24 protein-coding genes and 1 pseudogene are annotated in these 19,818 nt (G+C 57.2%); 2 read left to right on the forward strand and 23 right to left on the reverse strand.

From position 1 onward, the window contains the following. Positions 1-76: 76 nt before the first annotated feature. Together ARCT_RS0110185 and ARCT_RS27050 are read right to left on the reverse strand one after the other, a co-directional pair. Positions 77-451: a DUF2946 family protein gene (locus tag ARCT_RS0110185; protein WP_027239977.1), complete on the reverse strand. Its 375-nt coding sequence runs from the start codon at positions 449-451 to the stop codon at positions 77-79. 61 nt (positions 452-512) lie between these two features. After that, entirely contained in the window at positions 513-947 is a 435-nt protein-coding gene (locus ARCT_RS27050; RefSeq protein WP_154665337.1) for a site-specific integrase, read from the reverse strand. Positions 948-1,120: 173 nt separating this feature from the next. Here ARCT_RS27050 and ARCT_RS0110200 point away from each other — a divergent pair. Continuing rightward, positions 1,121-2,274 (forward strand): IS3 family transposase gene (locus ARCT_RS0110200; RefSeq protein ID WP_240476292.1). Its coding sequence is split into 2 segments (ribosomal slippage): positions 1,121-1,393 and positions 1,396-2,274, totalling 1,152 coding nucleotides; the frame shifts between segments, so codons are not numbered across the junction. Between the two features lie 41 nt (positions 2,275-2,315). Here ARCT_RS0110200 and ARCT_RS0110205 read toward each other — a convergent pair. The 6 genes and pseudogenes from ARCT_RS0110205 to ARCT_RS0110230 form a co-directional block, all read right to left on the reverse strand. After that, positions 2,316-2,591: pseudogene (locus ARCT_RS0110205) on the reverse strand (P-type conjugative transfer ATPase TrbB); the annotation flags it as partial. Between the two features lie 233 nt (positions 2,592-2,824). Then, the gene (locus ARCT_RS0110210; RefSeq protein WP_027239982.1) at positions 2,825-3,277 is read right to left on the reverse strand and encodes a hypothetical protein; all 453 of its coding nucleotides are present in this window, start codon (positions 3,275-3,277) and stop codon (positions 2,825-2,827) included. Further along, the gene (locus ARCT_RS0110215; RefSeq protein ID WP_240476293.1) at positions 3,264-3,977 is read right to left on the reverse strand and encodes a DUF1003 domain-containing protein; all 714 of its coding nucleotides are present in this window, start codon (positions 3,975-3,977) and stop codon (positions 3,264-3,266) included. Before ARCT_RS0110215 ends, ARCT_RS0110210 begins: the two co-directional genes overlap by 14 nt. Further along, positions 3,974-4,417 (reverse strand): HdeD family acid-resistance protein, encoded by a 444-nt coding sequence (locus ARCT_RS25805; RefSeq protein WP_240476294.1) that lies wholly within the window; start codon positions 4,415-4,417, stop codon positions 3,974-3,976. The genes ARCT_RS0110215 and ARCT_RS25805 overlap by 4 nt, the downstream gene beginning before the upstream one ends. Continuing rightward, entirely contained in the window at positions 4,402-4,992 is a 591-nt protein-coding gene (locus ARCT_RS25810; RefSeq protein WP_084300811.1) for a DUF1269 domain-containing protein, read from the reverse strand. Before ARCT_RS25810 ends, ARCT_RS25805 begins: the two co-directional genes overlap by 16 nt. A gap of 156 nt (positions 4,993-5,148) precedes the next feature. Further along, complete coding sequence (locus tag ARCT_RS0110230) at positions 5,149-5,385, reverse strand: hypothetical protein (RefSeq protein WP_027239984.1); 237 nt, start codon at positions 5,383-5,385, stop codon at positions 5,149-5,151. A gap of 155 nt (positions 5,386-5,540) precedes the next feature. On the opposite strand from ARCT_RS0110230, the gene ARCT_RS0110235 reads away from it, so the two are divergent. Further along, entirely contained in the window at positions 5,541-6,269 is a 729-nt protein-coding gene (locus tag ARCT_RS0110235; RefSeq protein ID WP_027239985.1) for a Crp/Fnr family transcriptional regulator, read from the forward strand. 24 nt (positions 6,270-6,293) lie between these two features. Here ARCT_RS0110235 and ARCT_RS27510 read toward each other — a convergent pair whose 3' ends face one another. The 15 genes from ARCT_RS27510 to ARCT_RS25825 form a co-directional block, all read right to left on the reverse strand. Continuing rightward, on the reverse strand, positions 6,294-6,458 hold the full coding sequence (locus ARCT_RS27510) for a DUF3309 family protein (RefSeq protein WP_084300813.1): 165 nt from the start codon (positions 6,456-6,458) through the stop codon (positions 6,294-6,296). 98 nt (positions 6,459-6,556) lie between these two features. Continuing rightward, on the reverse strand, positions 6,557-6,697 hold the full coding sequence (locus ARCT_RS28365; RefSeq protein WP_169731214.1) for a hypothetical protein: 141 nt from the start codon (positions 6,695-6,697) through the stop codon (positions 6,557-6,559). 416 nt (positions 6,698-7,113) lie between these two features. Next, positions 7,114-7,311: a hypothetical protein gene (locus ARCT_RS0110255; protein WP_027239987.1), complete on the reverse strand. Its 198-nt coding sequence runs from the start codon at positions 7,309-7,311 to the stop codon at positions 7,114-7,116. 126 nt (positions 7,312-7,437) lie between these two features. Further along, the gene (locus ARCT_RS27055; RefSeq protein ID WP_051360661.1) at positions 7,438-8,142 is read right to left on the reverse strand and encodes a GNAT family N-acetyltransferase; all 705 of its coding nucleotides are present in this window, start codon (positions 8,140-8,142) and stop codon (positions 7,438-7,440) included. After that, positions 8,139-9,128, reverse strand: coding sequence for a carbamate kinase (locus ARCT_RS25820; RefSeq protein ID WP_084300815.1), 990 nt, complete (start codon positions 9,126-9,128; stop codon positions 8,139-8,141). The genes ARCT_RS27055 and ARCT_RS25820 overlap by 4 nt, the downstream gene beginning before the upstream one ends. A gap of 1 nt (position 9,129) precedes the next feature. Further along, positions 9,130-10,131: an ornithine carbamoyltransferase gene (gene argF, locus ARCT_RS0110270; protein WP_027239988.1), complete on the reverse strand. Its 1,002-nt coding sequence runs from the start codon at positions 10,129-10,131 to the stop codon at positions 9,130-9,132. Between the two features lie 11 nt (positions 10,132-10,142). Next, positions 10,143-11,378 (reverse strand): arginine deiminase, encoded by a 1,236-nt coding sequence (gene arcA, locus ARCT_RS0110275; protein ID WP_027239989.1) that lies wholly within the window; start codon positions 11,376-11,378, stop codon positions 10,143-10,145. After that, positions 11,375-12,823, reverse strand: a complete 1,449-nt coding sequence (locus ARCT_RS0110280; RefSeq protein WP_027239990.1) for a YfcC family protein — start codon at positions 12,821-12,823, stop codon at positions 11,375-11,377. Before ARCT_RS0110280 ends, arcA begins: the two co-directional genes overlap by 4 nt. A gap of 181 nt (positions 12,824-13,004) precedes the next feature. After that, complete coding sequence (locus ARCT_RS0110285) at positions 13,005-13,439, reverse strand: DMP19 family protein (protein WP_027239991.1); 435 nt, start codon at positions 13,437-13,439, stop codon at positions 13,005-13,007. Between the two features lie 102 nt (positions 13,440-13,541). After that, a complete protein-coding gene (locus ARCT_RS0110290; RefSeq protein ID WP_027239992.1) occupies positions 13,542-13,904 on the reverse strand; it encodes a hypothetical protein in 363 nt (120 codons plus the stop codon). A 63-nt stretch (positions 13,905-13,967) separates the two neighbouring features. Then, on the reverse strand, positions 13,968-14,384 hold the full coding sequence (locus ARCT_RS0110295; protein ID WP_027239993.1) for a hypothetical protein: 417 nt from the start codon (positions 14,382-14,384) through the stop codon (positions 13,968-13,970). Between the two features lie 104 nt (positions 14,385-14,488). Next, positions 14,489-15,700, reverse strand: coding sequence for an acetate/propionate family kinase (locus tag ARCT_RS0110300; protein ID WP_027239994.1), 1,212 nt, complete (start codon positions 15,698-15,700; stop codon positions 14,489-14,491). Beyond that, positions 15,697-17,106, reverse strand: a complete 1,410-nt coding sequence (locus ARCT_RS0110305; RefSeq protein ID WP_205855522.1) for a bifunctional enoyl-CoA hydratase/phosphate acetyltransferase — start codon at positions 17,104-17,106, stop codon at positions 15,697-15,699. The genes ARCT_RS0110300 and ARCT_RS0110305 overlap by 4 nt, the downstream gene beginning before the upstream one ends. Beyond that, positions 17,093-17,857, reverse strand: coding sequence for an enoyl-ACP reductase FabI (gene fabI / locus ARCT_RS0110310; protein ID WP_027239996.1), 765 nt, complete (start codon positions 17,855-17,857; stop codon positions 17,093-17,095). Before fabI ends, ARCT_RS0110305 begins: the two co-directional genes overlap by 14 nt. Then, positions 17,854-19,680: a PHA/PHB synthase family protein gene (locus tag ARCT_RS25825; protein WP_084300817.1), complete on the reverse strand. Its 1,827-nt coding sequence runs from the start codon at positions 19,678-19,680 to the stop codon at positions 17,854-17,856. Before ARCT_RS25825 ends, fabI begins: the two co-directional genes overlap by 4 nt. Positions 19,681-19,818 lie beyond the last annotated feature (138 nt).

The following is a 19,818-nucleotide window of genomic DNA, read 5'->3' on the forward strand; positions in this document are numbered from 1 at the left end:
TTCCTTTGAGTCACAAGAATTCCTCGAACAGCTCCGCAGGGGGGCTTTCGGGTTTTCATTCAGGTTTTGTGAAAGCTCAAAGGAGAGGCGGCGCCCGGCTGTGGTAATCCGCGATAAGCCGCAAAGGTTTGTGCAGGGGGGGCGTCAAAGCCAGGTTCTGTTGATAGCTCAGCTTCAGAACAACCCAAGTCAGGTCGTCGCGTGCCGAGGTGTCGATAAAATGCCCAAAAGACTGACACCAATCACAGCCCCCGCCTTCGATGGTGGGTTCACTTGGCTCGCCGGTGTTTGGATCAATGGTGATCAACTGGATGCCAGAAGGCGAACAGATTTCAATCTGCATCGCGTTTGCCGAGGACCCAAGCACAAGGCCCGACATGGTGAACTGAACGAACAGCCATGTGAGTGCCGGGAAGAGCAATCCAAATTTATGAAGGAAACCGTGCTTCAAGAAGGGGCCATTTCATGCGGATAGTGAGGTCGTGATCGCTGACGTGGTGATCGCAGACTTGTTACCAAGGTGCAAGCTTCCGTGATGGGGGTGATGGGACTATCTGCAGCCCATGGTCAATCTGACTGGACAACCAAACTGGACAACCAAACCGGGCAACCGGACTGATAAATTGACTGACAAATCGACTGACAAATCGACTGGCCACCACATCCAGAGGACCCTGGCCTGTATCTTTCAGAGTCCTATCCCGGCTGCCACCGCCGAGACCGGTTTCGAAGAAGTGCGAAAGTGCGTCCTGGCGTAGATCATGAAAGTGTAGATCGTCGATCTCCAAGATCTTGCAGGCGTCAGTGAACAGGTGGTTGATCGTATCGGAATGGTACGGGAAAATACGCGCATCGGATCGCGGCATTGATGCGATGATTTTCATTCCTTCTTCGGCGATCCAACGCTTTGCGGATCGCACACTGGGAGAGGTTTCGGTCAGTGTCAAAATAACCGTGCCCTTTTGCTTCTTTCTAACGGTAGCGGTATAGCTCTGTGATCCGTCGGTCTTTGTGCGCGTCACACTGGGTCCCATGGGGATTGAGCTGCCCCCCGAAATTCGGACACTGACATAAGCTACGATTTGCAGTCTGCTGATCTTCGACGAAGAGGAGATCAGAAATGTCGAAACGGAAGAACCATTTGCCCGAGTTCAAGGCCAAAGTTGCGCTTGAGGCTTTGAAGGGCGAGCGGACTGTTGCTGAGCTGGCGAGTCAGTTTGGCGTTCACCCGACGATGATCCACAGCTGGAAACGGGCGCTTCTGGAAGGCGCGTCCGGCGTGTTCGAGCGTGGCGGAAAGAAGCCCCCAGAGATCGACGAGGAGCAGGTCAAAGAACTGCACGCGAAGATCGGGGAGCTGGCCGTCGCCAACGATTTTTTGTCACGAAAGCTCAAGCCGTGGATCGGCAAGTGAGGCGCAAGATGGTCGAGCCTGGCAATACCAACCTGTCAATTGGCAAACAGTGCAAGCTGTTGTCGATCTCGCGGTCATCGTTTTACTACATGCCCAAGGGCGAGACGGCGATGAACCTGATGTTGATGCGGCAGATCGACGAGCAGTTTCTGGAAACACTGTTCTTTGGCGTCCGGCAAATGACTTGGCATCTGCGAAACGAAGGTCATCTGGTGAACGAGAAGCGCATCCGACGCTTGATGCGGCTGATGGGCTTGATGCCGATCTATCAGAAACCAAACACCAGTAAAGCGGCGAAAGGGCACAAGACCTATCCCTATCTGCTGCGTGGCCTACGGGTGGAGCGCCCCAATCAGGTCTGGTGCGCCGACATCACGTATCTGCCAATGCGCAGGGGCTTTCTGTATCTGGTCGCCATCATGGATTGGCGCACCCGCAAGGTGCTGGCCTGGCGGATATCAAACACGCTGGAAGCTGAATTCTGCGTCGAGGCGTTGAACGAGGCCATCGCCAGGTTCGGCCCACCCGAAATCATGAATACCGATCAGGGCAGCCAGTTTACGTCCTTTGCCTGGACGGATCGGCTGCGCCGAACCGGCGTGCGCATCTCGATGGATGGCAAGGGCCGGTTCCTTGACAACATCTTTGTCGAGCGGCTCTGGCGGAGCCTGAAATACGAATGCGTCTACCTGCATGCTTGGGAGACCGGATCGGAAGCCAAAGCGGGTGTCGGCAAATGGATAGAGTTCTACAACCGAAAGCGTCCTCATTCCGCCCTTGGCGGCAAACCACCTGCCGTGGTCTATTGGCTGAGAAAAGAAGAAAACCAAACCGATCAGCAGGAGCAAAAAGTAGCCTAATCTACGCCGGAAACTGTCCAATGATTGGGGAGTAGCTCAGTGACGAGCGGCGGCAACAGACCTTCGAACCGTTCTCCCGTCTCGGGGAGTTCGGCGGAAATACGCGGTGCAGCAGCGTGAACCTCAGCTCCGACATGATGCGCGACGAGCCGGATGATCCGTTCGCCATCGACAGCCGTTACGCGGTCACTCGTTGCACACAATCCTTCGGATAGGCGATCAGCCCATAGACGCCCAACGGGGGTGAGCATGACTTCGACGATCTGCTCATCATCGAGATATTGGACAATTGCTGGACCAAGCGCGCTACGCAGCATGCGGCTGCCGCGAAAAAATGCTTCGGAGTGTCGATGCAAAGCGGTCATGCCTGTCCCCATGCGGCGGGACGGCGCGGAACGGCCCTCATCTGGAGTTGATCAAGAAGACCTGAAATGGAGGCGAAGCAACAACTTCAATGGCGTAGAAGTAGTTTGAGCGCAAAAAAAACAGGGAAACGGCGGTGCGACCGGAAAGAGCAGGACGGCAACAACAGAGTAAGCGCGCTTAAGTTTCAATTGTTGCTAGAAATGGCGGTGGCTAAACTACCGAGAATGCGAACTTCAGGCAGTTCAAACCCGAGATCGGTAAATGACATGTCGCGCGCTCCGCGCCCTTTCAGATAGAAAAGCTCCAGCAAGTTCGAGATCGCGTTGCCGCTTGCGCCCGCAAGCCCTGCGATCTTGTCCGGAACTTTTTCCTTCGCAACGGATCGCATGGCAAGCACGTCATAAAAGGAAAGCGCGAAAAAGCTGACCACAGGCCAGAGCAGCGCGATACCGAGGGCTTTTTTTGAACTTCCGGCGATATCGGTTTTCACATGCGCCCAGTGAACTTGGCTCGCAAACTTGTGCAAGACGTAAACAGCGACACCGGTGACCAGGATTGGAACAGCCTTCCGGACAACAGGCTGTTCTAGGACGCGAACAATGTGCGGCGGTGGACGTGCCTGTTCAGGGACGATCAATCAAACGTTCCTCCAGAAGTTCGATCTGGATTTGTTGCAATTCCGCAAGCTTGTCCCACTGCTGCGCCAATTGGTGGTCCATCTTTTCGTGCAGTTGCCTGATTTCGAGTTCTGCCTTCAAATTGACGCGGTAATCATTTTCAGCCTGTATCCGGTCTCTGGTATCCTGACGCCTTTGGCTCATCATGATGATTGGGGCCTGAAGGGCCGCAAGACTGGACAGGACGAGATTCAGCAAAATGAAAGGATAGGGATCGAATGGCCGCACCATCAGCCCGATTGCATTGACAGTGATCCAGATGACCAAGATTGCGGTGAATGAAATGATGAATGGCCAACTACCGCCAAACGCGGCGACGTGATCGGCCATTCGTTCCCCGAATGACGTTGATTCCTCGATCGCATCTGACAGGTTCTGCGAAACCAATTGGCCAGACTGAAGGCTTTCGATAACTTGGCGGTCCAGATCGCTCAATTCGCCGCGTTCTCTCTCAAGCAGCGCTTCGACATAGGCACCGCGGAACGTTGCGAGATCGGAGCGACAGATGTGCTTGCCTGCGTTCCAGCCGGGATAGGCTGCGTTGACCAGTTCGGAAACGCCGGGTCTGACGGAAACCCAAGGCCGAATGCGAGACGGCGGGAAAGCCTTCTGACAAACATGGCAATGGAACTTTGTGGTCGAGATCTTGGGCTCGGTCACCGGGCCAGTTTTCCTGCGGAACGCGACATCAGGAGCATCGAAATGCCAGTTGATAAGAAATTCAGACCGATCAAAAAGCCCAGAACCCATGTGGAGGTTGTCGGCCACTGCACCAAAATGACAGCTCCAAGAATGACCGCTGAAGCCCCGCTTGCTATGATCCAGCGCCAGCTTGATATCTGATTGCGCAATCTCAGCCCAAAAGTGATCGAGAGAGCGCCATCGAGCAGAAATGCAATGACGATGAACCCAGTGATGAATGCCGCGCCGCGATCAGGGAAAAAGACGAATGAGAGCCCTATAATTAACACAGCGGCGAAAAACAGCGTTACGATGCGCCAGTCAAAGATCACACGGAAACTGTTGGCAAAGGCCAGACCGGCGAGGCCCCAGAACACAAAGAGCCAAGCGACCAGTTGTTCAACTACAAGCGTTGCCACCACAGGGGCAAAGATCGCAGCCACACCCAGTGCCGCAAAGCCGAGCCCGAGGTTTCGGAAACTGTTTCTGATGTTCGCGTGCCTTCTGAGTGTTTGGTATCGAAATGGTTGCGCAGATGGTTTTCTGCAACTGAATCTAGGTTCGTGCGCAGAATGTGTCCACCCTTCTTGCTCAGGCGTTCAATGACGCGGTCCGACGCGTCAGACCGCATCATCATGAACAGCGCTGCCTGACCCGGTTGCAGGGCACCTGATACGTCTTTCATGAAATCGTCGTCTATCCCGTAGTCGGAAAGACCGCCTGAAATTGCACCTGCTCCGGCCCCAACGGCCAAGCCCAATAAGGGATTGAAGAAGATAAGACCCGCCAAAAGGCCCCAAAACGCACCACCGGTTGCACCAACGGTCCACATATTGACCATTTGATCCAGCTTGATGTTCCGATCCTTGTCCGCTGTCGCGATTACGGCATCCGCAATCTCCACAAGGTATTCCTTTGCCATTCCAAAGAGTTCATAACGCGCAGCCTCGGCTTTGGCGGGCGTGTCATATGCAACGACAATGAGTTCAGACATTCGATGTTCCTTTGTGAAACTGCGATCATTTCAGGTACTAAACGCGACTGAGGATGAGTGAGTGTTGGCCCAATACGGCGGTGGCCAGGGACTGCGCGCGGGCGACACCAATCCGTTTGGGCCGCCACCCTGCCGGAAAGGGCTTGAACGCCTCGATTAACTTCTGCGGACAGAATTTCCGCCAGCGATGATCTTGTTTATCAGCGTAGCGACCGCGTTATGTTCCTCGATCTCTCTGTCGGACCCTCCCGCATTTTCATGTGTGGCGGCGGCATCCTTGAGAACACCCATAATCTCGTTTTCTGGTAGGACCTTTGCATCATTCAGCGCGAGAAGCAGCGCTTCGCAGATTGATAAGGCGGCCACACCAGCACTCGTGCTATGGTCAGACATACTGTGTTTGCCTTTCAGGATTGTTGCACGCGCGCAGCGAACCTGTGCGGCGGTAACTGCAGTGTTTCAAAGATCACGTCTCTTTGGGCTGATCCATGTCAGTCGCGGCGGATTTCTCTTTGATAGGTAACCAGTATTTGTGTGGAAAGGAGCCTATGATGCAGAGCAAGCCGCTTGTACTCAAACTGAGCGCTTTTGTAGCCTTATCAGAGGCTGAACTGTCCATCCTGGAAGGTTTGCACAAGCGCCGCCGTACCTTTGCCGCTGGGCGCGGTCTGGTGCATCAGGGCCAAACGGATCATGCCGCATACATTCTCAATTCTGGGTGGGCTTGTTCCTACAAACTGCTTCGCGATGGGCAGCGGCAGATTGTTGATTTCCAGATACCAGGCGATTTTCTTGGGCTACGGAGTGTGGTGTTGCACATCTCAGATCATAGTATCGAGCCTGTCACTGATATCGAAGTGACGGAAGTTCATGTTGCTGACCTTCTGGAGGCGTTTTCGCACACGCCGCGGCTGGCGACAGCGGTCTTTTGGGCGGCGTCCCGCGACGAGGCGATGGTGGTGGAGCATCTGGTAGATATCGGGCGTCGTGATGCGGCTGAACGCATGGCACATTTTCTGCTCGAACTTGGGGCCAGATTGTCCCTTGTCGGCTTGGGAAGCAGGGCGGGATACGCCTGTCCTCTGACACAGTATCTTTTGGCCGATGCCCTTGGGTTAAGTGCCGTCCACGTCAACCGGGTTCTGCGGCAATTGCGCGAACAAGGACTGGTCACATTCCGCGATGATTTTGTCACGTTTGATGACTATGATCGGCTGGTTGAATTTGCGGACTTTGAGATGACCTATCTGGATCAGGTTGGGCCGCTCCTTTCATAAAGTGACGGTTTAAGTAGGCAGGGTTCAGATGCGTCCAAGTAGCACTAGAATAAGCACGATGATCAGCACGGTGCCAAGCACACCGGTCCCCGCATGACCAAAGCCGTAGCCATAGCCACCAAAGCGTCCGCTAACTCCACCAAGCAGAAAAATGACAAGAATGATGATCAGGATTGTACCAAGTGACATAGCGTTTCCTAAACTGTTGTGCAGTATGCGGCCACTCATCGACCCAGACGGTCAGTAGCGTTATGCGGTTCGAATTCGATGTGGACTGATGTTAGAAGTTAGTTTCCATCGATGGAAATGCCCTGCTCGTTGATCTGGATATCGACGCCGCTTTGGCTTTCACGGTAGTAAAAATAGATTGCAGTAAGGGCGACGACGGCGAGACCTGCGATCAAGACGAACAAGACGTTGCGGCTCATTATGGTCTTCCTTTCAGTTTTCTTTTGTCATTCGTGCCCGAGGGAAAGTGGCTCAAGCACAGACGCCAAGGAGCTATAACTCTCTATTCGTTCCGGCAGCCGGGCACATTCAGGTCTCTGCAAAAATATCCCGCAGCGCCGCCAATAACAGCGCCTGTCACAGGGCTTCCGCCCGTCGCACCGGAAATCACAGCGCCGCCGGCTGCACCGGCGATGCCGCGTTCTGTATCGTTTCCGAGACATCCAGTGAGGCCAAAAAAGACCGGTACAAGAAGAATGGATCTGAGGTGCATTTGACTATCCTTTGGTCCGATATGGTTGGAAATCTGTTCGAAGGGTCGAATTGAAAACAGATCAAACGCGGTCGCCAAACAAGGGTTGCAAGGCGACCGCGCATTTAACTCAGGCGGGCAGCGTTACGCGAGTGCGTGTGTTGCCGCGTCGAGTGCTTTGTGCGTGTCCGCATCGTTCTTTGCGGTGTGCGCCTTTTCAGCGGCCTGGTAGTGTTTGTGTGCCGCGTCCTTTTTCGGACCAGACGGGGCTTTGTCCCAGGCGGCCTTCACGGTTTTCATCTTGTCGGCAGCGTTGGTCGATTTATTGGTTTCGGGTGTCATTAACTTGTCCTTTCGTGGACGGTCCGGAAAAGGGAAACACGCGGGACATCGGACGAGGTGACAGATTGCCCCGCGTGTCTCCGGCTCACTCGGACTGGTACATGTCCACCGATATCCAGTGAACCTTCAGACTATCGCGCCGCCCTCGTTCTCCCACACTGATGCAGGTTGGTCTGGGGCATTGATTTCCGAAAATTCCGGGTGGAAGTTCACAAACTGGCGGAGTTTGGCCGACGTCCGGTTGATGATTGCCCGAACGGCTCCCCCCCGTGTTTCGCGGTTGTCAGCAGATGACTTGGGAACATGCACAGAAATGGTAGAAACCGGAAATGTAACCTCAATATCTTCACCGCCAAGTGCTGTTTGCACTCCACCGAATTGATCAAGAAGCCCCAGCATTGCTGTATTCTCGCTGTGGATCAGGGCATTGAACTCGGTAATTCGGCCTTGCCTCGCGAATTTCGCCAGCGCGCCAAGGAGAAGACCGCCCAGCCCCTGATGCTGATACTGATCGGCAATGGAAATGGCGATCTCAGCGACATGTTTTTGATCGGGTAGCCGTATATATCGCGCGATGCCAATCGGTTCCGGTATTGTTCTACATCTGAGCAAAGCGCCTGCCGCGACGTGGTCGGGGTCGTTTGCGGCTGTGATCCTGTCCAGTTCTTTCTCGGTGAGGGGGGTGTGCGCCCCCAGAAACCGAAAATATCTCGCACGACCAGACAAATGCGCGAAACCAATCTCCAACAGATGGCGATCTGTCGATGTCACGTCCCTCACGAGAACGGATACGCCGTTTTTGAGGGGTGTTGGGAAGGGTGTGAGTTTCACTGCGTGCCTCGAAGGTCAGATACGCCTGGTTGTCGTGCTGACGTTTCATCCACCCGGCGTTGGCGCGCTTTGGGATGGTCTGCAAGCACTCGTGTTCCGGCACGACCCTCGATGATGGCGCGGGCATCGGTCAGCTGTCCTATTCCGGCGAGTTTGCCACTGGCTGTTGCGAAGGCCACCGCAGCGGCGACCTTTGGACCCATCGAGCCGGGCGGAAGGTCAAGGCTCCCAAGTTTCGCTGGCGTCGTCGTGCTGATGGCGGTCTGATTGGGAGCGCCAAAATCTTGGTAGACGGCTGGTACGTCAGTCAGCAGCAAAAGCGCGTCTGCGTCGAGGCCGAGGGCCAAAAGGGCTGACGTTCGGTCCTTGTCGATGACCGCCTCGACGCCCTCCATGTCACCGCTCGCGTTTCGAATGACGGGAATGCCTCCACCGCCTGCGCAGATGACGATATGCTCAGCGTGCAAAAGAACCTTTATGGCCTCCAAACCGATGACGCGAAGGGGCATTGGCGACGGAACGATCCGGCGCATGCCACCGGTTGCTTCCTGCACCATCTGCCAGCCGTGATCGCTTGCAGCCAACGCGGCCTCTTTATCCGTATAGACAGGACCGATGGGCTTGCTGGGGGTGTCAAAGGCAGGGTCTTTCGGGTCCACCTCCACACGGCTGAGGAGAGATGCACAACGCGATCCCTTGGGGAGCGCGTTCATCAATTCCTGTTCGATCAAGTAGCCAATCATGCCGTCTGTCTCAGCGCCCAGCACATCCAGCGGCCATGGTTTTTGAGGATCATAGGACGCACCTTGGAGGGCCAGCAAACCAACCTGTGGTCCGTTGCCATGGGCCACGATGATTTCATGGTCACGCGCCAGATCAGCCAGCGCAAGTGCCGCAAGCCTTACGTTCGTCCGCTGAACGGCTGCGGTCAGCGGCTCACCTCTGCGCAATAATGCATTTCCGCCAAGAGCCACAACGATGCGCATGTCAGGCCCCCATTGTGGCGACGAGGACCGCCTTGATCGAATGCATCCGGTTTTCTGCCTGATCGAATACGACGGAGGCGGCGCTTTCGAACACCTCTTCGGTCACTTCCATGCAATCGATTCCGAACTTTTGAAACGTCGCTTCGCCGACTTCGGTGTCGCGGTTGTGAAAGGCGGGCAGGCAATGGAGGAATTTGGCATAGGGATTTTTCGTCTTTTCCATCACCTCGGTTGTCACGCGGTAAGGTTGTAGCAGCGCGATCCGCTCTTCCCAGACGTCATCAGGTTCGCCCATGGAGACCCAGACATCGGTGTAGACGAAATCGGCCCCTTCCAACCCTTCGGCATGCTTCTCGGTCAGGGTGATCCGCGCACCCGTGGTCTCGGCCAGGTGTCGACATCGCGTGACAAGGTCTGCATCGGGCCAGCAACTTTGTGGGCCGCACAGGCGAATATCCATGCCGATCAGGGCGGCACCGACCATCAGGCTTGACCCCATGTTATTGCCTGCATCCCCCATGAAGCAAAATGCGATATCTGAAAGATGCTTGTGCGTGATTTCCTTCATGGTCATCAGGTCGGCAAGGATCTGGGTGGGGTGAAATTCATCCGTCAGCCCGTTGAATACCGGCACACCAGAGAATTTGGCCAGCACCTCTGCGTCTTTCTGGCCAAAGCCGCGATACTCAATGCCATCATAGAATCGGCCCAGTACGCGCGCGGTGTCCTTCATGGTTTCCTTGTGCCCGATATGGCTGCCTGACGGACCCAGATAGGTGACATGGGCGCCCTGATCATAGGCGGCGACCTCAAACCCGCTGCGGGTGCGGGTGCTGTCCTTTTCAAATATCAGGGCGATGTTCTTGCCTTCGAGCATGGGGCGTTCATATCCGCCTGCCTTGGCCATTTTGAGGGAGGCTGCGAGTTGCAGCAGGTGTCGGATTTGGTCCGGTGTGAAATCGAGTAGCTTAATGAAACTGTGTCCGCGAAGGTTCTGTGGCATTTGTTATTCCTTTAAATGGCGTCGCGGATCAGTGGGCAGGTCATGCAATGTGATCCACCGCGTCCACGGCCAAGTTCTGATCCGGGGATAGTGATGACCTCGACACCCGCCTTGCGAAGAAGGGTGTTAGAGTAGACGTTGCGTTCGTATCCGACGACAACGCCGGGCTCGAGACACAGAAGGTTGTTGGCATCGTCCCATTGCTCGCGTGCGGCCTCATAGGCGTCGCCGCCTGTTGGCACGGTGCGAAGTTTCTTGATATTCAAAGCATCCGCGACCACATCGAGGAAGGGTTTTGTTTCAACCTCAACTGCAATGGTTTTGTGGTCCGTTTGGCGCAGGCTTGTGCAGCGGATTGCATCTGTCACTTCGGAAAAGACCGTGACCAGATCACGGTCACAGAAGGTGAAGACCGTATCTAAATGCATCGCACTGCGGGATTTAGGGAACTGGCAGGCAATAACGCGGGTAGCACCGCCGCCTGCAAAAAGCCCACGCGCGATCTGGCCCACGGCCTGAGGTGTCGTCCGCTCGCCCATGCCAATGAGGACGCATCCATTGCCGATCGGCATGACATCGCCACCCTCGACTGTTGCGGGGCCGTGATCTGCCAGTGGGTCACCCCACCAGATAGGAAACCCGGCATTCTTGAAATCCGGATGAAACCGATAGATCGCAGCAAGGTTCAGCGTCTCTAACTGCCGTGCAGGCCAGTGCATTGGGTTGAGCGTAACACCACCATAGATCCAGCAGGTCGTATCGCGGGTGAAGATGTGGTTGGGCAAGGGCGGCAGGATGAAATCAGCCGGATCCAGCATAGGGGCAAGTACGCCCTTTTCGGCAATCGGTAACTCTGCCTTGCTCATCCCGCCGATCAGAATGGTGGACAGCAAATCAGCTGAGATTTCCATCAGATGCGCCATCAGATCGTCGGCAAGGCCGATGCCCACGGTATCGTCGGTAATCCGTGCCTCCAAAATCCAGCGGCGGGCTTCCATGTCAGCCAATGTCTCGGCCAAGAGTTGGCGCAGGAACACGACCTCGACCCCGCGATTGCGCATCGCATCAACAAAGGTCATGTGCTCGATCCGCGCCTGTTTGACCCAGATTACATCATCAAACAGCAGCTCGGCGCAGTTGGCGGGTGTCAGCCGCGCCATCGCTGCACCGGGTTTATGCACCAGAACGCGGCGCAGTTTGCCCGCCTCGGAGCGGACGCCGTAGGCCAATGAAGCATCGTGTGTCATGTTGGGGTTCCTTGCAGCAGCACGCCAAGACTGAGGGCGGCCATGATGATGACAGTGAGGCCCAGCAGCACGGGCCAGACAAAGCGAAGCCAGCGCTCATAAGGGACGCGCGCAATGGCGAGGCCGCCCATGACCACGGCGGAGGTGGGTGTGACGAGGTTTACGACGCCGGTCGCAGATTGGAATGCTGTGACAATCAGGCTGCGCTCGACCCCGGCAAAGTCGCCAACCGGCGCGAGGATCGGCATCGACAGAACGGCAAGGCCCGAAGTCGAGGGCACGAAGAACGCCATCACCACTTCGATCCAGTACATCACGTTGATGAACACGACCCGGTTGAGGCCCGCGACTGTACCTTCCCCCCAATGCAGGATGGTGTCGGTCATATGACCGGCGTCCATAATGACGACGATACCGCGTGCAAGCCCGATAATGAGCGCGACACCCAGAAGGTCGCGCGCGCCGCCGACAAAGGCCTCGACCATACCTTTCTCGCCCAGACGTCCGACAAGGCCGATGGCGATGCCCGCGAACAGGAACAGCCCGCTCATCTCGGCCATCCACCATCCGCCCAGCGACACGCCCCAGATCATGACGGCGAAGGTGGCCCCAAAAAGCAGCAGGACGATTTTATGCAGACCGGTAAAGTCCGTGGTGACCGCCTCGACCGTGCCAAAATGCGTCTCGTTCGAAGCCTTCAGATCATAGACAAACGACTTGGAAGGATCGGCTTTGACCCGTGCGGCATAGCGCATGACATAGGCCACGGTGGCCGCAAAAGTGATGCCAAGGATGACAAAGCGCAGCATCAACCCGTCGGTAAAGGCAACACCTGCCGCGTCCGACGCAATGACGGTAGAGAAGGCGTTCACAGTCGAGCCAAGCACACCGATGCCAGCGCCCAACAGGATCACCGCCACGGCTGTCATGGAGTCATAGCCTGCGGCGATCATGACGGGGGTCAGCAGCACGTAAAAGGCCAGTGTTTCCTCGGCCATGCCTTCGGTCGTGCCGCCGAGTGCGAAAAGCCCCATCAGGATCGGGATCATCCACTTTTCGCGCCCTTTGAGCCGCGTCATGGCGCGCTTGATGCCCGCATCGATGGCCCCCGTGGCCGTCACCACACCGATGAACCCGCCGATCATCAGCACGAACAACGCCACGTCGATCGCGTTCGCGGTATAGCTGCCAGGATCGTAAAAGCCTGCGATAGGGGCAAGGATGACATCGAAGACGCCCTGCGGGTTGGCCTCGGTGGGGGCATAGGTCCCCGCCACGGGGAGTTCCTTGCCAAGCGCCTCGGAGGCCACGCGCGCGTATTGGCCCGCCGGGATCACCCATGTCAGGGCCGCGATGATCACGATCAGCGCGAAGAGGATGGTATAGGCAGAGGGAAAGCTGAACCGTTTGGTGGGCTCAGCCGGGGGCGCTGCGGGGTTTGCCATTGGGTGTCCTTTGCCAGCAAGGGCCGCGATTTGATGCGCGACCGTTCAGGCAAGGCTAGGCGATGATGGCGGACGGCGGACTGACGGAGGTTAGCGGGGAGGTTTGAGGCTGAGGAGTCTGCTATGCGGACAATCCGGACTTTGAGGATTTCCGGACAAATGTCCGTTTCGGCGCTGACACTTATTCCGTGGCGGGAAACTTCAAATAGTATTCGATGTGTTTTGATACATGGGCTTCGAGCGCTGTTACCAAGCTTTTGTCTGCATCAGAAGTTAAGAGGTCCATTTCATCAAGTTCGTCAGTCCAAAGCCGTTCCAGTTTTTCCCACCTTTCCTCTTCAGTGGCGGTCGGAAGGTGTTCGCCCAACGCTGCTAGGATGCCTCTAAACTGGGCGGCCGCAGGATTTGCGCCAATTTTTTGAAGCGATTGAAGCACCTCTTGACCATCCAAGTCCGAGTAATTCGTTAGAAATGCGTTTACGCCGCCATTGTTTGCCCCTCCCATGTAGAGGCAGGCTATTGCGGCGTTTCGTCGTTCGTCACCGATTTCATACAACTCCGGATCGGCATTCATCACTAGGTTGTTCCATGCGGTTTCCTTGTTCGCGTCGCCCATTGCTTACAAACCTCTAGTCGTATCCTGCATTGATTCTACTAGCAGACATTCACGCACTGTGCAGCATCAGTTACTTCGGGCTCAATCCAGACCTTCCCGCGTTCACGCTCCCTGCCCATCCCCCACCGGCGTCTGCTGGTGCGCTAACCGCAACCATGTGCCGTCATCATTCAGGTAGGTCGAGGTGCAAAGCGCCTCATAGATCGGCAGGTCGCCCCGCTCAGCGGACACGCGGTACGCCAGAACCGCAATGTTGTCCTGCCGTGAAACCTGACGCTCACTCATCACGACCGTGCGCCATCTCTGCGCGACATCAGCCTCTCGCCACAGCGCATCGCCGCGCAGGATCCCGACGGGGTAGGGGAACACAAAGACGGCGTCTTTTGCGGTCATATGGCGGGCGCTGTCAGCACCTTCCGTCCAGAAACGCTCTTCGAGAGTCCATAAGGTGTCATCCGGTGTCATGCCGCGCCCTCGTCAATGTCCGACATCTCGCGGAGTTTCTTGATATTTGTAGGTATTTGCATCTCAGTTCCCTTGAGCCAGCGTTACGATCCAGCCAAGAAAAAGGGCTGCTGCGATGATCCAATAGAGGGGCGCGCCGGTTGGCAGTTTCACAGATTGAGCGACCGAGCCATTTCCGGAGGGTCCCGCGGTTTTTGCTCGATTTGGCAGAAAGGCCAGAAGTCCCGACGCAACGCGGCCCTGATCCGCTAGCAGTGTGGGCACGTCCTCGAAACGGGCCAATAACGCTTCCAGTCTTTGCCGTGCCGGGGCCTCTTGCATCTTGGCCAGATCAGACGCCTCATTCCACGGATCGACGTTCAGTCGGGCAAGCATCGACAGGACAGACACGCTGGTGCCTGTTCGGTCTTCACCGACCGGTGCCCCAAGAAAACGCGCGTAAGCCGGATCTTGGCCCAACTGGGTCATGGACATCGCCATTGTAGTCTCCTGTCCTGTGATTGGCAGAAATGGTGTCGTCGCGCGATTGTCTGTACACTTTGTGACAGGGTAAGCCTTGATGTGCCATGCTGCGCTGATGCAGATCAGGGCTTAAGCCGCGTAGGAGCAGGTTTGGCGCTGGTCAACGCATGGGTTGCCCGCGCGACGATGATCTCTTCGTCAGTTGGGATGATCAGTACGTCAACTTTGGAACTCAGCGAGCCGAAGCGGGTGGCATGTCTGTCGTTTGCGTCGGTGTCGATCTCCACACCCATCCAGAGCAGACGATCGCAGATGCGACGACGCACGAGGGCAGAATTTTCGCCGATCCCAGCGGTAAAGACGATGGCGTCGAGCCCACCAATGGCGGTTGCGAGCCGGGCCAATTCACCTGCTGCACGATAACAGAATAGGTCGATCGCTTCCTGTGCCGGGACTGCGGCATTTGCCTCTAGTGCCGCCATGTCATTGCTGATGCCTGACACACCGAGAAGGCCGGATTTCGTATAGAGCAACGATGTGACGTCCTGTGCAGTCAGGCCTTTTTCCTGCATCAAATACAACACGACGCCCGGATCGATCGCGCCGCAGCGACGGCCCATCATCAGCCCGTCAAGTGCGGTGAACCCCATGCTGGTTGCAACACTGCGTCGGTTCAACATCGCGCACATGCTGGCTCCGCTGCCCAGATGGGCGACAATCACACGCCCATTGGCACGGCCGCCAAGATGGGTCGGTAGGGTGCCCGCGATGTAATCATAGGACAGACCGTGGAAGCCATAACGCACTATTCCCTCGTCAGTCATTGCACGGGGCAGAGCAAAGAGTTGCGACAGGCGGTTTTGCGTCCGGTGAAAGCTGGTGTCGAAGCAGACGATCTGCGGCAGACCCGGCAGGGCGGCGGCGACACAGCGGATTGCCGCAAGGTTATGCGGCTGGTGCAGTGGCGCAAGCGGCACCAGCGCCTCAAGTTCAGTCAGCAGCACATCGGTGACCCGCGCCGGTTCGGCGTGCGTGCGCCCGCCATGCACCACGCGATGCCCGGCGGCCCGGATCGCGACACCGCTACGGTTGGAGTTCAGCCAGTCCAATAATTTTGGAATGAGAACGTCTAGCCCTGCCGACGGCTCAAGCGGCATCGGACTGGCCTTTGGCTCTGCAACCCCTACATTTTTACGTACCGAAAAGACCGGGTTTGTGCCGATCCCTGCGATCTTGCCGCGTAGTATCGGGGGTGGGCTGCCCGGTGCATAGGGATACACTGCGAACTTTATGCTGGAAGAGCCTGCGTTCAGCACAAGGATTGCATCTGTCATGGCAGTGTTGATGGCTGGTGGTTGATGACAAGCTGTGCCAACGCGCAAGAGGCAAGCCGCGACACCGTGCTGTCGGCCCGGCTGGTCAAGATGATCGGCACCCGTGCGCCCAGCACGATACCTGCGGCATCGGCACCGGCCAGATAGATCAACTGCTTGGCAATCATGTTCGCGGCCTCAAGATCCGGGGCGACGAGGATGTCTGCGATGCCCGCCACATCCGACACGATCCCTTTGGCAGCGACCGCTACCGGAGAGATGGCATTGTCAAAAGCCAACGGACCATCCAGCAACCCGCCGGTGATCTGGCCCCGATCCGCCATTTTGCACAGGGCGGCGGCGTCCAACGTCGAGGTTATCCGGGGGTTTACAGTCTCAACTGCTGAAAGGATTGCGACCTTTGGCAGGGACGTCCCTAGCGCGCGTGCCAGATCGATGGCGTTTTGGACAATGTCGCGTTTAACGCCAAGATCAGGATAGATGTTGATCGCGGCATCTGTGATCAGCAGGGGTTTGGGATAGGTCGGCACGTCCAGCACATAGACATGGCTCATCCGCCGCTCGGTACGAAGGCCAAGGGTGGTATCGACGATCGCTTCCATCAACTCATCAGTGTGCAGCGCGCCTTTCATGAGGGCATCCACTGTGCCCGCCCTGACAAGGGCCACCGCCGCCTCGGCTGCGGCATGGCTATGGGGTGTGTCGATCACCTCAAATCCCTTAAGGCTAAGCCCAGCCTCTTGTGCTGCAGCTTCGATCTTTGCCTTTGGTCCGACCAGAACGGGAAGGATTATCCCTTGCCGAGTGGCATCCAGCGCGCCGCTCAGGGACAGCGCATCGCAGGGATGCACAACTGCGGTCCGAACCGGTTCCAGTTCCTCGGTTGCTGCGATCAGTCTGGCATATTGCGCGCCTTGGACATGCAGATGGACCTCGGGCAGGACGACGCGCGGGCGGCGCACCTTGTCGCGTGGGGCGATGACACGTGCGACACCTTCGATGACTGAAATGCCGTCTTGGTTGAGGCAGGTGCAAGCAAGTAGCACGCGCCCTTTCTCAAGCTTTTCCGTCACTTCAACCCGTACGGTCACCGTATCGCCAAGCCCGACCGGAGCCTCGAATGTCAGGCTCTGGTTCAGGAAAATCGTGCCGGGGCCGGGCAACTCTGTGCCCAGCACGGCCGAAATGAGCGCGCCACCCCACATGCCATGGGCAATCACACCGTGGAACATGTCTGTCTTTGCGTATTCGGCGTCGACATGCGCCGGGTTCACGTCGCCGGACATAACGGCGAACAATTCGATATCCTGCGGTTTCAATGTCCGCGTCAGCTCCGCGTGGTCGCCCACTGCGATCTCGGCGTAGGTCTTGTTCTCGATATACTGCATCGGTTCAGGCGCGGACATGCAGGCCTCCGTCGACATAAGTGACATCACCAGTGACGCGGCCCATGCCGTCGCTTGCCAGCATGACTGCGACATCCCCCACATCCTTGATCGTCACAAGAGTCTGCTCGGGTGCGCGACTTCGTGCGGCGTCGATCAACTGGTCAAAATGGGCGATGCCGGACCCGGCGCGTGTTTGCAGCGGCCCCGGCGAGATCGCGTTCACACGGATGCCTTTGGGGCCAAGCTCAACCGCAAGGGCGCGCATCGTGCCATCTAGGGCCGCCTTGACCGGCCCCATGATATTGTAGTGATCAACGACTTTTTCGCCGCCGTAATACGTCATGGTCAGGATCGTGCCACCCTTTGTCATCAACGGCTCGGCGCGCTGTGCCATGCGGATCAGCGAGTGGACCGAAATGTCCATTGCCTGTGCAAAGCCCGCGCGGGAGCAATCAACAACCCGACCGTGCAAGTCCTTTGCCACGCAAAAGGCGATGGAGTGGACAATAACATCGAGCCGCCCCCAGCGCGCGTCGATCGCCGCAAAAACGGCGTCCATCTGCCCCTCGGCTTCGACGTCGAGTGGCAGTAACAGCTTTGCCCCCACGGCGTCGGCAACTGGCTGCACATAGGGTTTGGCCGTCTCGTTCACATAGGTCATTGAGATCTCGGCCCCCGCATCAGCGAAGGCCTGCGCACATCCGGCTGCGATGGAATGGGCGTTCGCAACCCCAACCACCAGCACGGTTTTGCCCTCCAGCGACGTCATCGCTGCATGACATAAGAGCCGGGCGCATCGCACAGCGCTGTGTACGCGCCGGAATGTGCGCCCATCGCTGGCGGTGCGGCAAGCGCGCTGGATCGCGCGGCAAGCCAGTTGGCAAAGCCAGTCCACCATGAACCGTCCTGGGCCGCGTTTTTCTCAAGCCATTCGGAGGGATCGCGGTAGGTGGCATTAGCTTTGGTCTCAGCGATCCGGAAATGCCGTCCTGCATGGCCGGGCTCTGAGACAATGCCTGCATTGTGTCCGCCGCTTGTGAGCACGAAAGTCACATCCGTATCAGCCAGAAGCTGCATCTTGTAGACAGATTGCCAAGGGGCGACATGGTCATCCTCGGTGCCGACGGCAAAGATCGGCGCGCGGATATCAGAGACGGCAATCGCTTTGCCCTCGACATGATATCGGCCTTCGGCCAAGTCATTATTGAGAAACAGCTTACGCAAATATTCGGAATGCATCCGCGCGGGCATCCGTGTGGCGTCGGCGTTCCACGCCATCAGATCGAAGGCATCGCTGCGCTGTCCCAGCAGATAATTGTGGATCGCAGGCGCCCAGATCAGATCACGGGCGCGCAGCAGCGCGAAGGCGCCGACCATCTGATCAGAGGAGAGATAGCCCTTTTCGGCCATCATGTCCTCGATCAGCGTGACCTCACTGTCATTGATGAACAAGCGCAGCGGTCCGGCCTCGGTGAAATCGACCTGTGCTGCAAGGAAGCTGGCCGAGGCCAGACGCGCGTCACCGTCCCGGCCCATCGCCGCCGCTGCGATCGAGAGCAGGGTGCCACCAAGACAATAGCCGACAGCGTGCAGCTTGGGCGCTTTTGTGATGGCGAGGGCGGCATCAATGGACTCCATCACGCCAAGCTGGCGGTAGTCTTCCATGCCCAGATCGCGGTCTTCCGCGCCCGGATTTTTCCAGGACACGATGAATACGGTAAAGCCTTGGGCCACAAGAAACGCGACCAGCGAATTCTGTGCCGACAGGTCGAGGATGTAGTATTTCATGATCCAGGCAGGCACGATCAGGATCGGCTCTGGCCGAACTGTGTCGGTCGCAGGCGAATATTGAATCAACTCGATCAGGTCGTTGCGAAACACCACCTTGCCGGGCGTGGTCGCCAGATTGCGCCCCACCTCAAAGACTTGCGGTCCAGCGGGCGGTGCGGTTCCGGTTTTCGCGATCAGGTCTTCGGTCAGATTCTTCACACCGCGCACAAGGTTCTGACCATGCTCAGTAAGAGTGGCCGAGATCACGTCCGCGTTGGTCATGGCAAAGTTCGACGGTGCGGCCGTGTCGGTCATCAGACCGGCCACAAAACCCATGAGGTTTTCATGTTCGGGCGTCACGCCGTGCACGCCGCCCGTGGCGTCCTGCCACCAAGCCCAGGACTGCTGATGTGCCTGAGACCAGACGTTGAAGGGGTATTTCTGCCAGGCTTCACCGGCGAACCGACGGTCGGGGTTCAGGGCCTGCGATGTGTCTGGCGCAGCCTCTGGCTTACCGATACCAAGGCTGGCCATCCAAACGGTCTGAGCGTCTCGGAAGGCCTGCTCCATCAGGTGCAACTGCTTGCCCGGCGAGACGGCGAGGTGGGTTGCCCAGTCCATCCACGCCTCGGCCAGCACCGAAGGTGAGAGCCCTGAGGTTGCCTTTGCGACGCTTGCGTGGGCCATCCGGTCAAGCGTTTCAAAGGGCGCGAGGAGAGGCGTTTTTTTAAGGTCAGGGCTGGGTCTTTTGATCTCCGAAGTCTGAGTCGATGGGGCCGGTTTATCGGCGCGAGACGCGATCGATTTGGGCTGTGTTGACATAGCTTGTCCTCTGGGTAACGACGCGGTTGGCGCATCCTTTTCCGGAGATCTAATGCGTTTGCTGCACTGCGGCGTTGATCTGGGTTAGTGTCTGGGCAGAATTGATCACCATCTTCGGCTATGATTGGCCCATAGGTT

The sequence above is a fragment of the Pseudophaeobacter arcticus DSM 23566 genome, from assembly GCF_000473205.1.
In the GTDB taxonomy this organism is placed as follows: Bacteria; Pseudomonadota; Alphaproteobacteria; order Rhodobacterales; family Rhodobacteraceae; genus Pseudophaeobacter; species Pseudophaeobacter arcticus.

Coding starts and splice junctions, on each gene's coding strand:
- ARCT_RS28365 (WP_169731214.1), bottom strand. CDS start 6,697: ATGAGCCGCAACGTCTTGTTCGTCTTGATCGCAGGTCTCGCCGTCGTC.
- ARCT_RS0110230 (WP_027239984.1), bottom strand. CDS start 5,385: ATGTCTGACCATAGCACGAGTGCTGGTGTGGCCGCCTTATCAATCTGC.
- ARCT_RS0110285 (WP_027239991.1), bottom strand. CDS start 13,439: ATGGGCGACGCGAACAAGGAAACCGCATGGAACAACCTAGTGATGAAT.
- ARCT_RS0110255 (WP_027239987.1), bottom strand. CDS start 7,311: ATGACACCCGAAACCAATAAATCGACCAACGCTGCCGACAAGATGAAA.
- ARCT_RS25820 (WP_084300815.1), bottom strand. CDS start 9,128: ATGCGCATCGTTGTGGCTCTTGGCGGAAATGCATTATTGCGCAGAGGT.
- ARCT_RS25825 (WP_084300817.1), bottom strand. CDS start 19,680: ATGTCAACACAGCCCAAATCGATCGCGTCTCGCGCCGATAAACCGGCC.
- ARCT_RS0110235 (WP_027239985.1), top strand. CDS start 5,541: ATGATGCAGAGCAAGCCGCTTGTACTCAAACTGAGCGCTTTTGTAGCC.
- ARCT_RS0110295 (WP_027239993.1), bottom strand. CDS start 14,384: ATGGCGATGTCCATGACCCAGTTGGGCCAAGATCCGGCTTACGCGCGT.
- argF (WP_027239988.1), bottom strand. CDS start 10,131: ATGCCACAGAACCTTCGCGGACACAGTTTCATTAAGCTACTCGATTTC.
- fabI (WP_027239996.1), bottom strand. CDS start 17,857: ATGACGTCGCTGGAGGGCAAAACCGTGCTGGTGGTTGGGGTTGCGAAC.
- ARCT_RS0110300 (WP_027239994.1), bottom strand. CDS start 15,700: ATGACAGATGCAATCCTTGTGCTGAACGCAGGCTCTTCCAGCATAAAG.
- ARCT_RS0110305 (WP_205855522.1), bottom strand. CDS start 17,106: ATGTCCGCGCCTGAACCGATGCAGTATATCGAGAACAAGACCTACGCC.
- ARCT_RS25810 (WP_084300811.1), bottom strand. CDS start 4,992: ATGTCTGAACTCATTGTCGTTGCATATGACACGCCCGCCAAAGCCGAG.
- arcA (WP_027239989.1), bottom strand. CDS start 11,378: ATGACACACGATGCTTCATTGGCCTACGGCGTCCGCTCCGAGGCGGGC.
- ARCT_RS0110280 (WP_027239990.1), bottom strand. CDS start 12,823: ATGGCAAACCCCGCAGCGCCCCCGGCTGAGCCCACCAAACGGTTCAGC.
- ARCT_RS27510 (WP_084300813.1), bottom strand. CDS start 6,458: ATGTCACTTGGTACAATCCTGATCATCATTCTTGTCATTTTTCTGCTT.
- ARCT_RS0110290 (WP_027239992.1), bottom strand. CDS start 13,904: ATGACACCGGATGACACCTTATGGACTCTCGAAGAGCGTTTCTGGACG.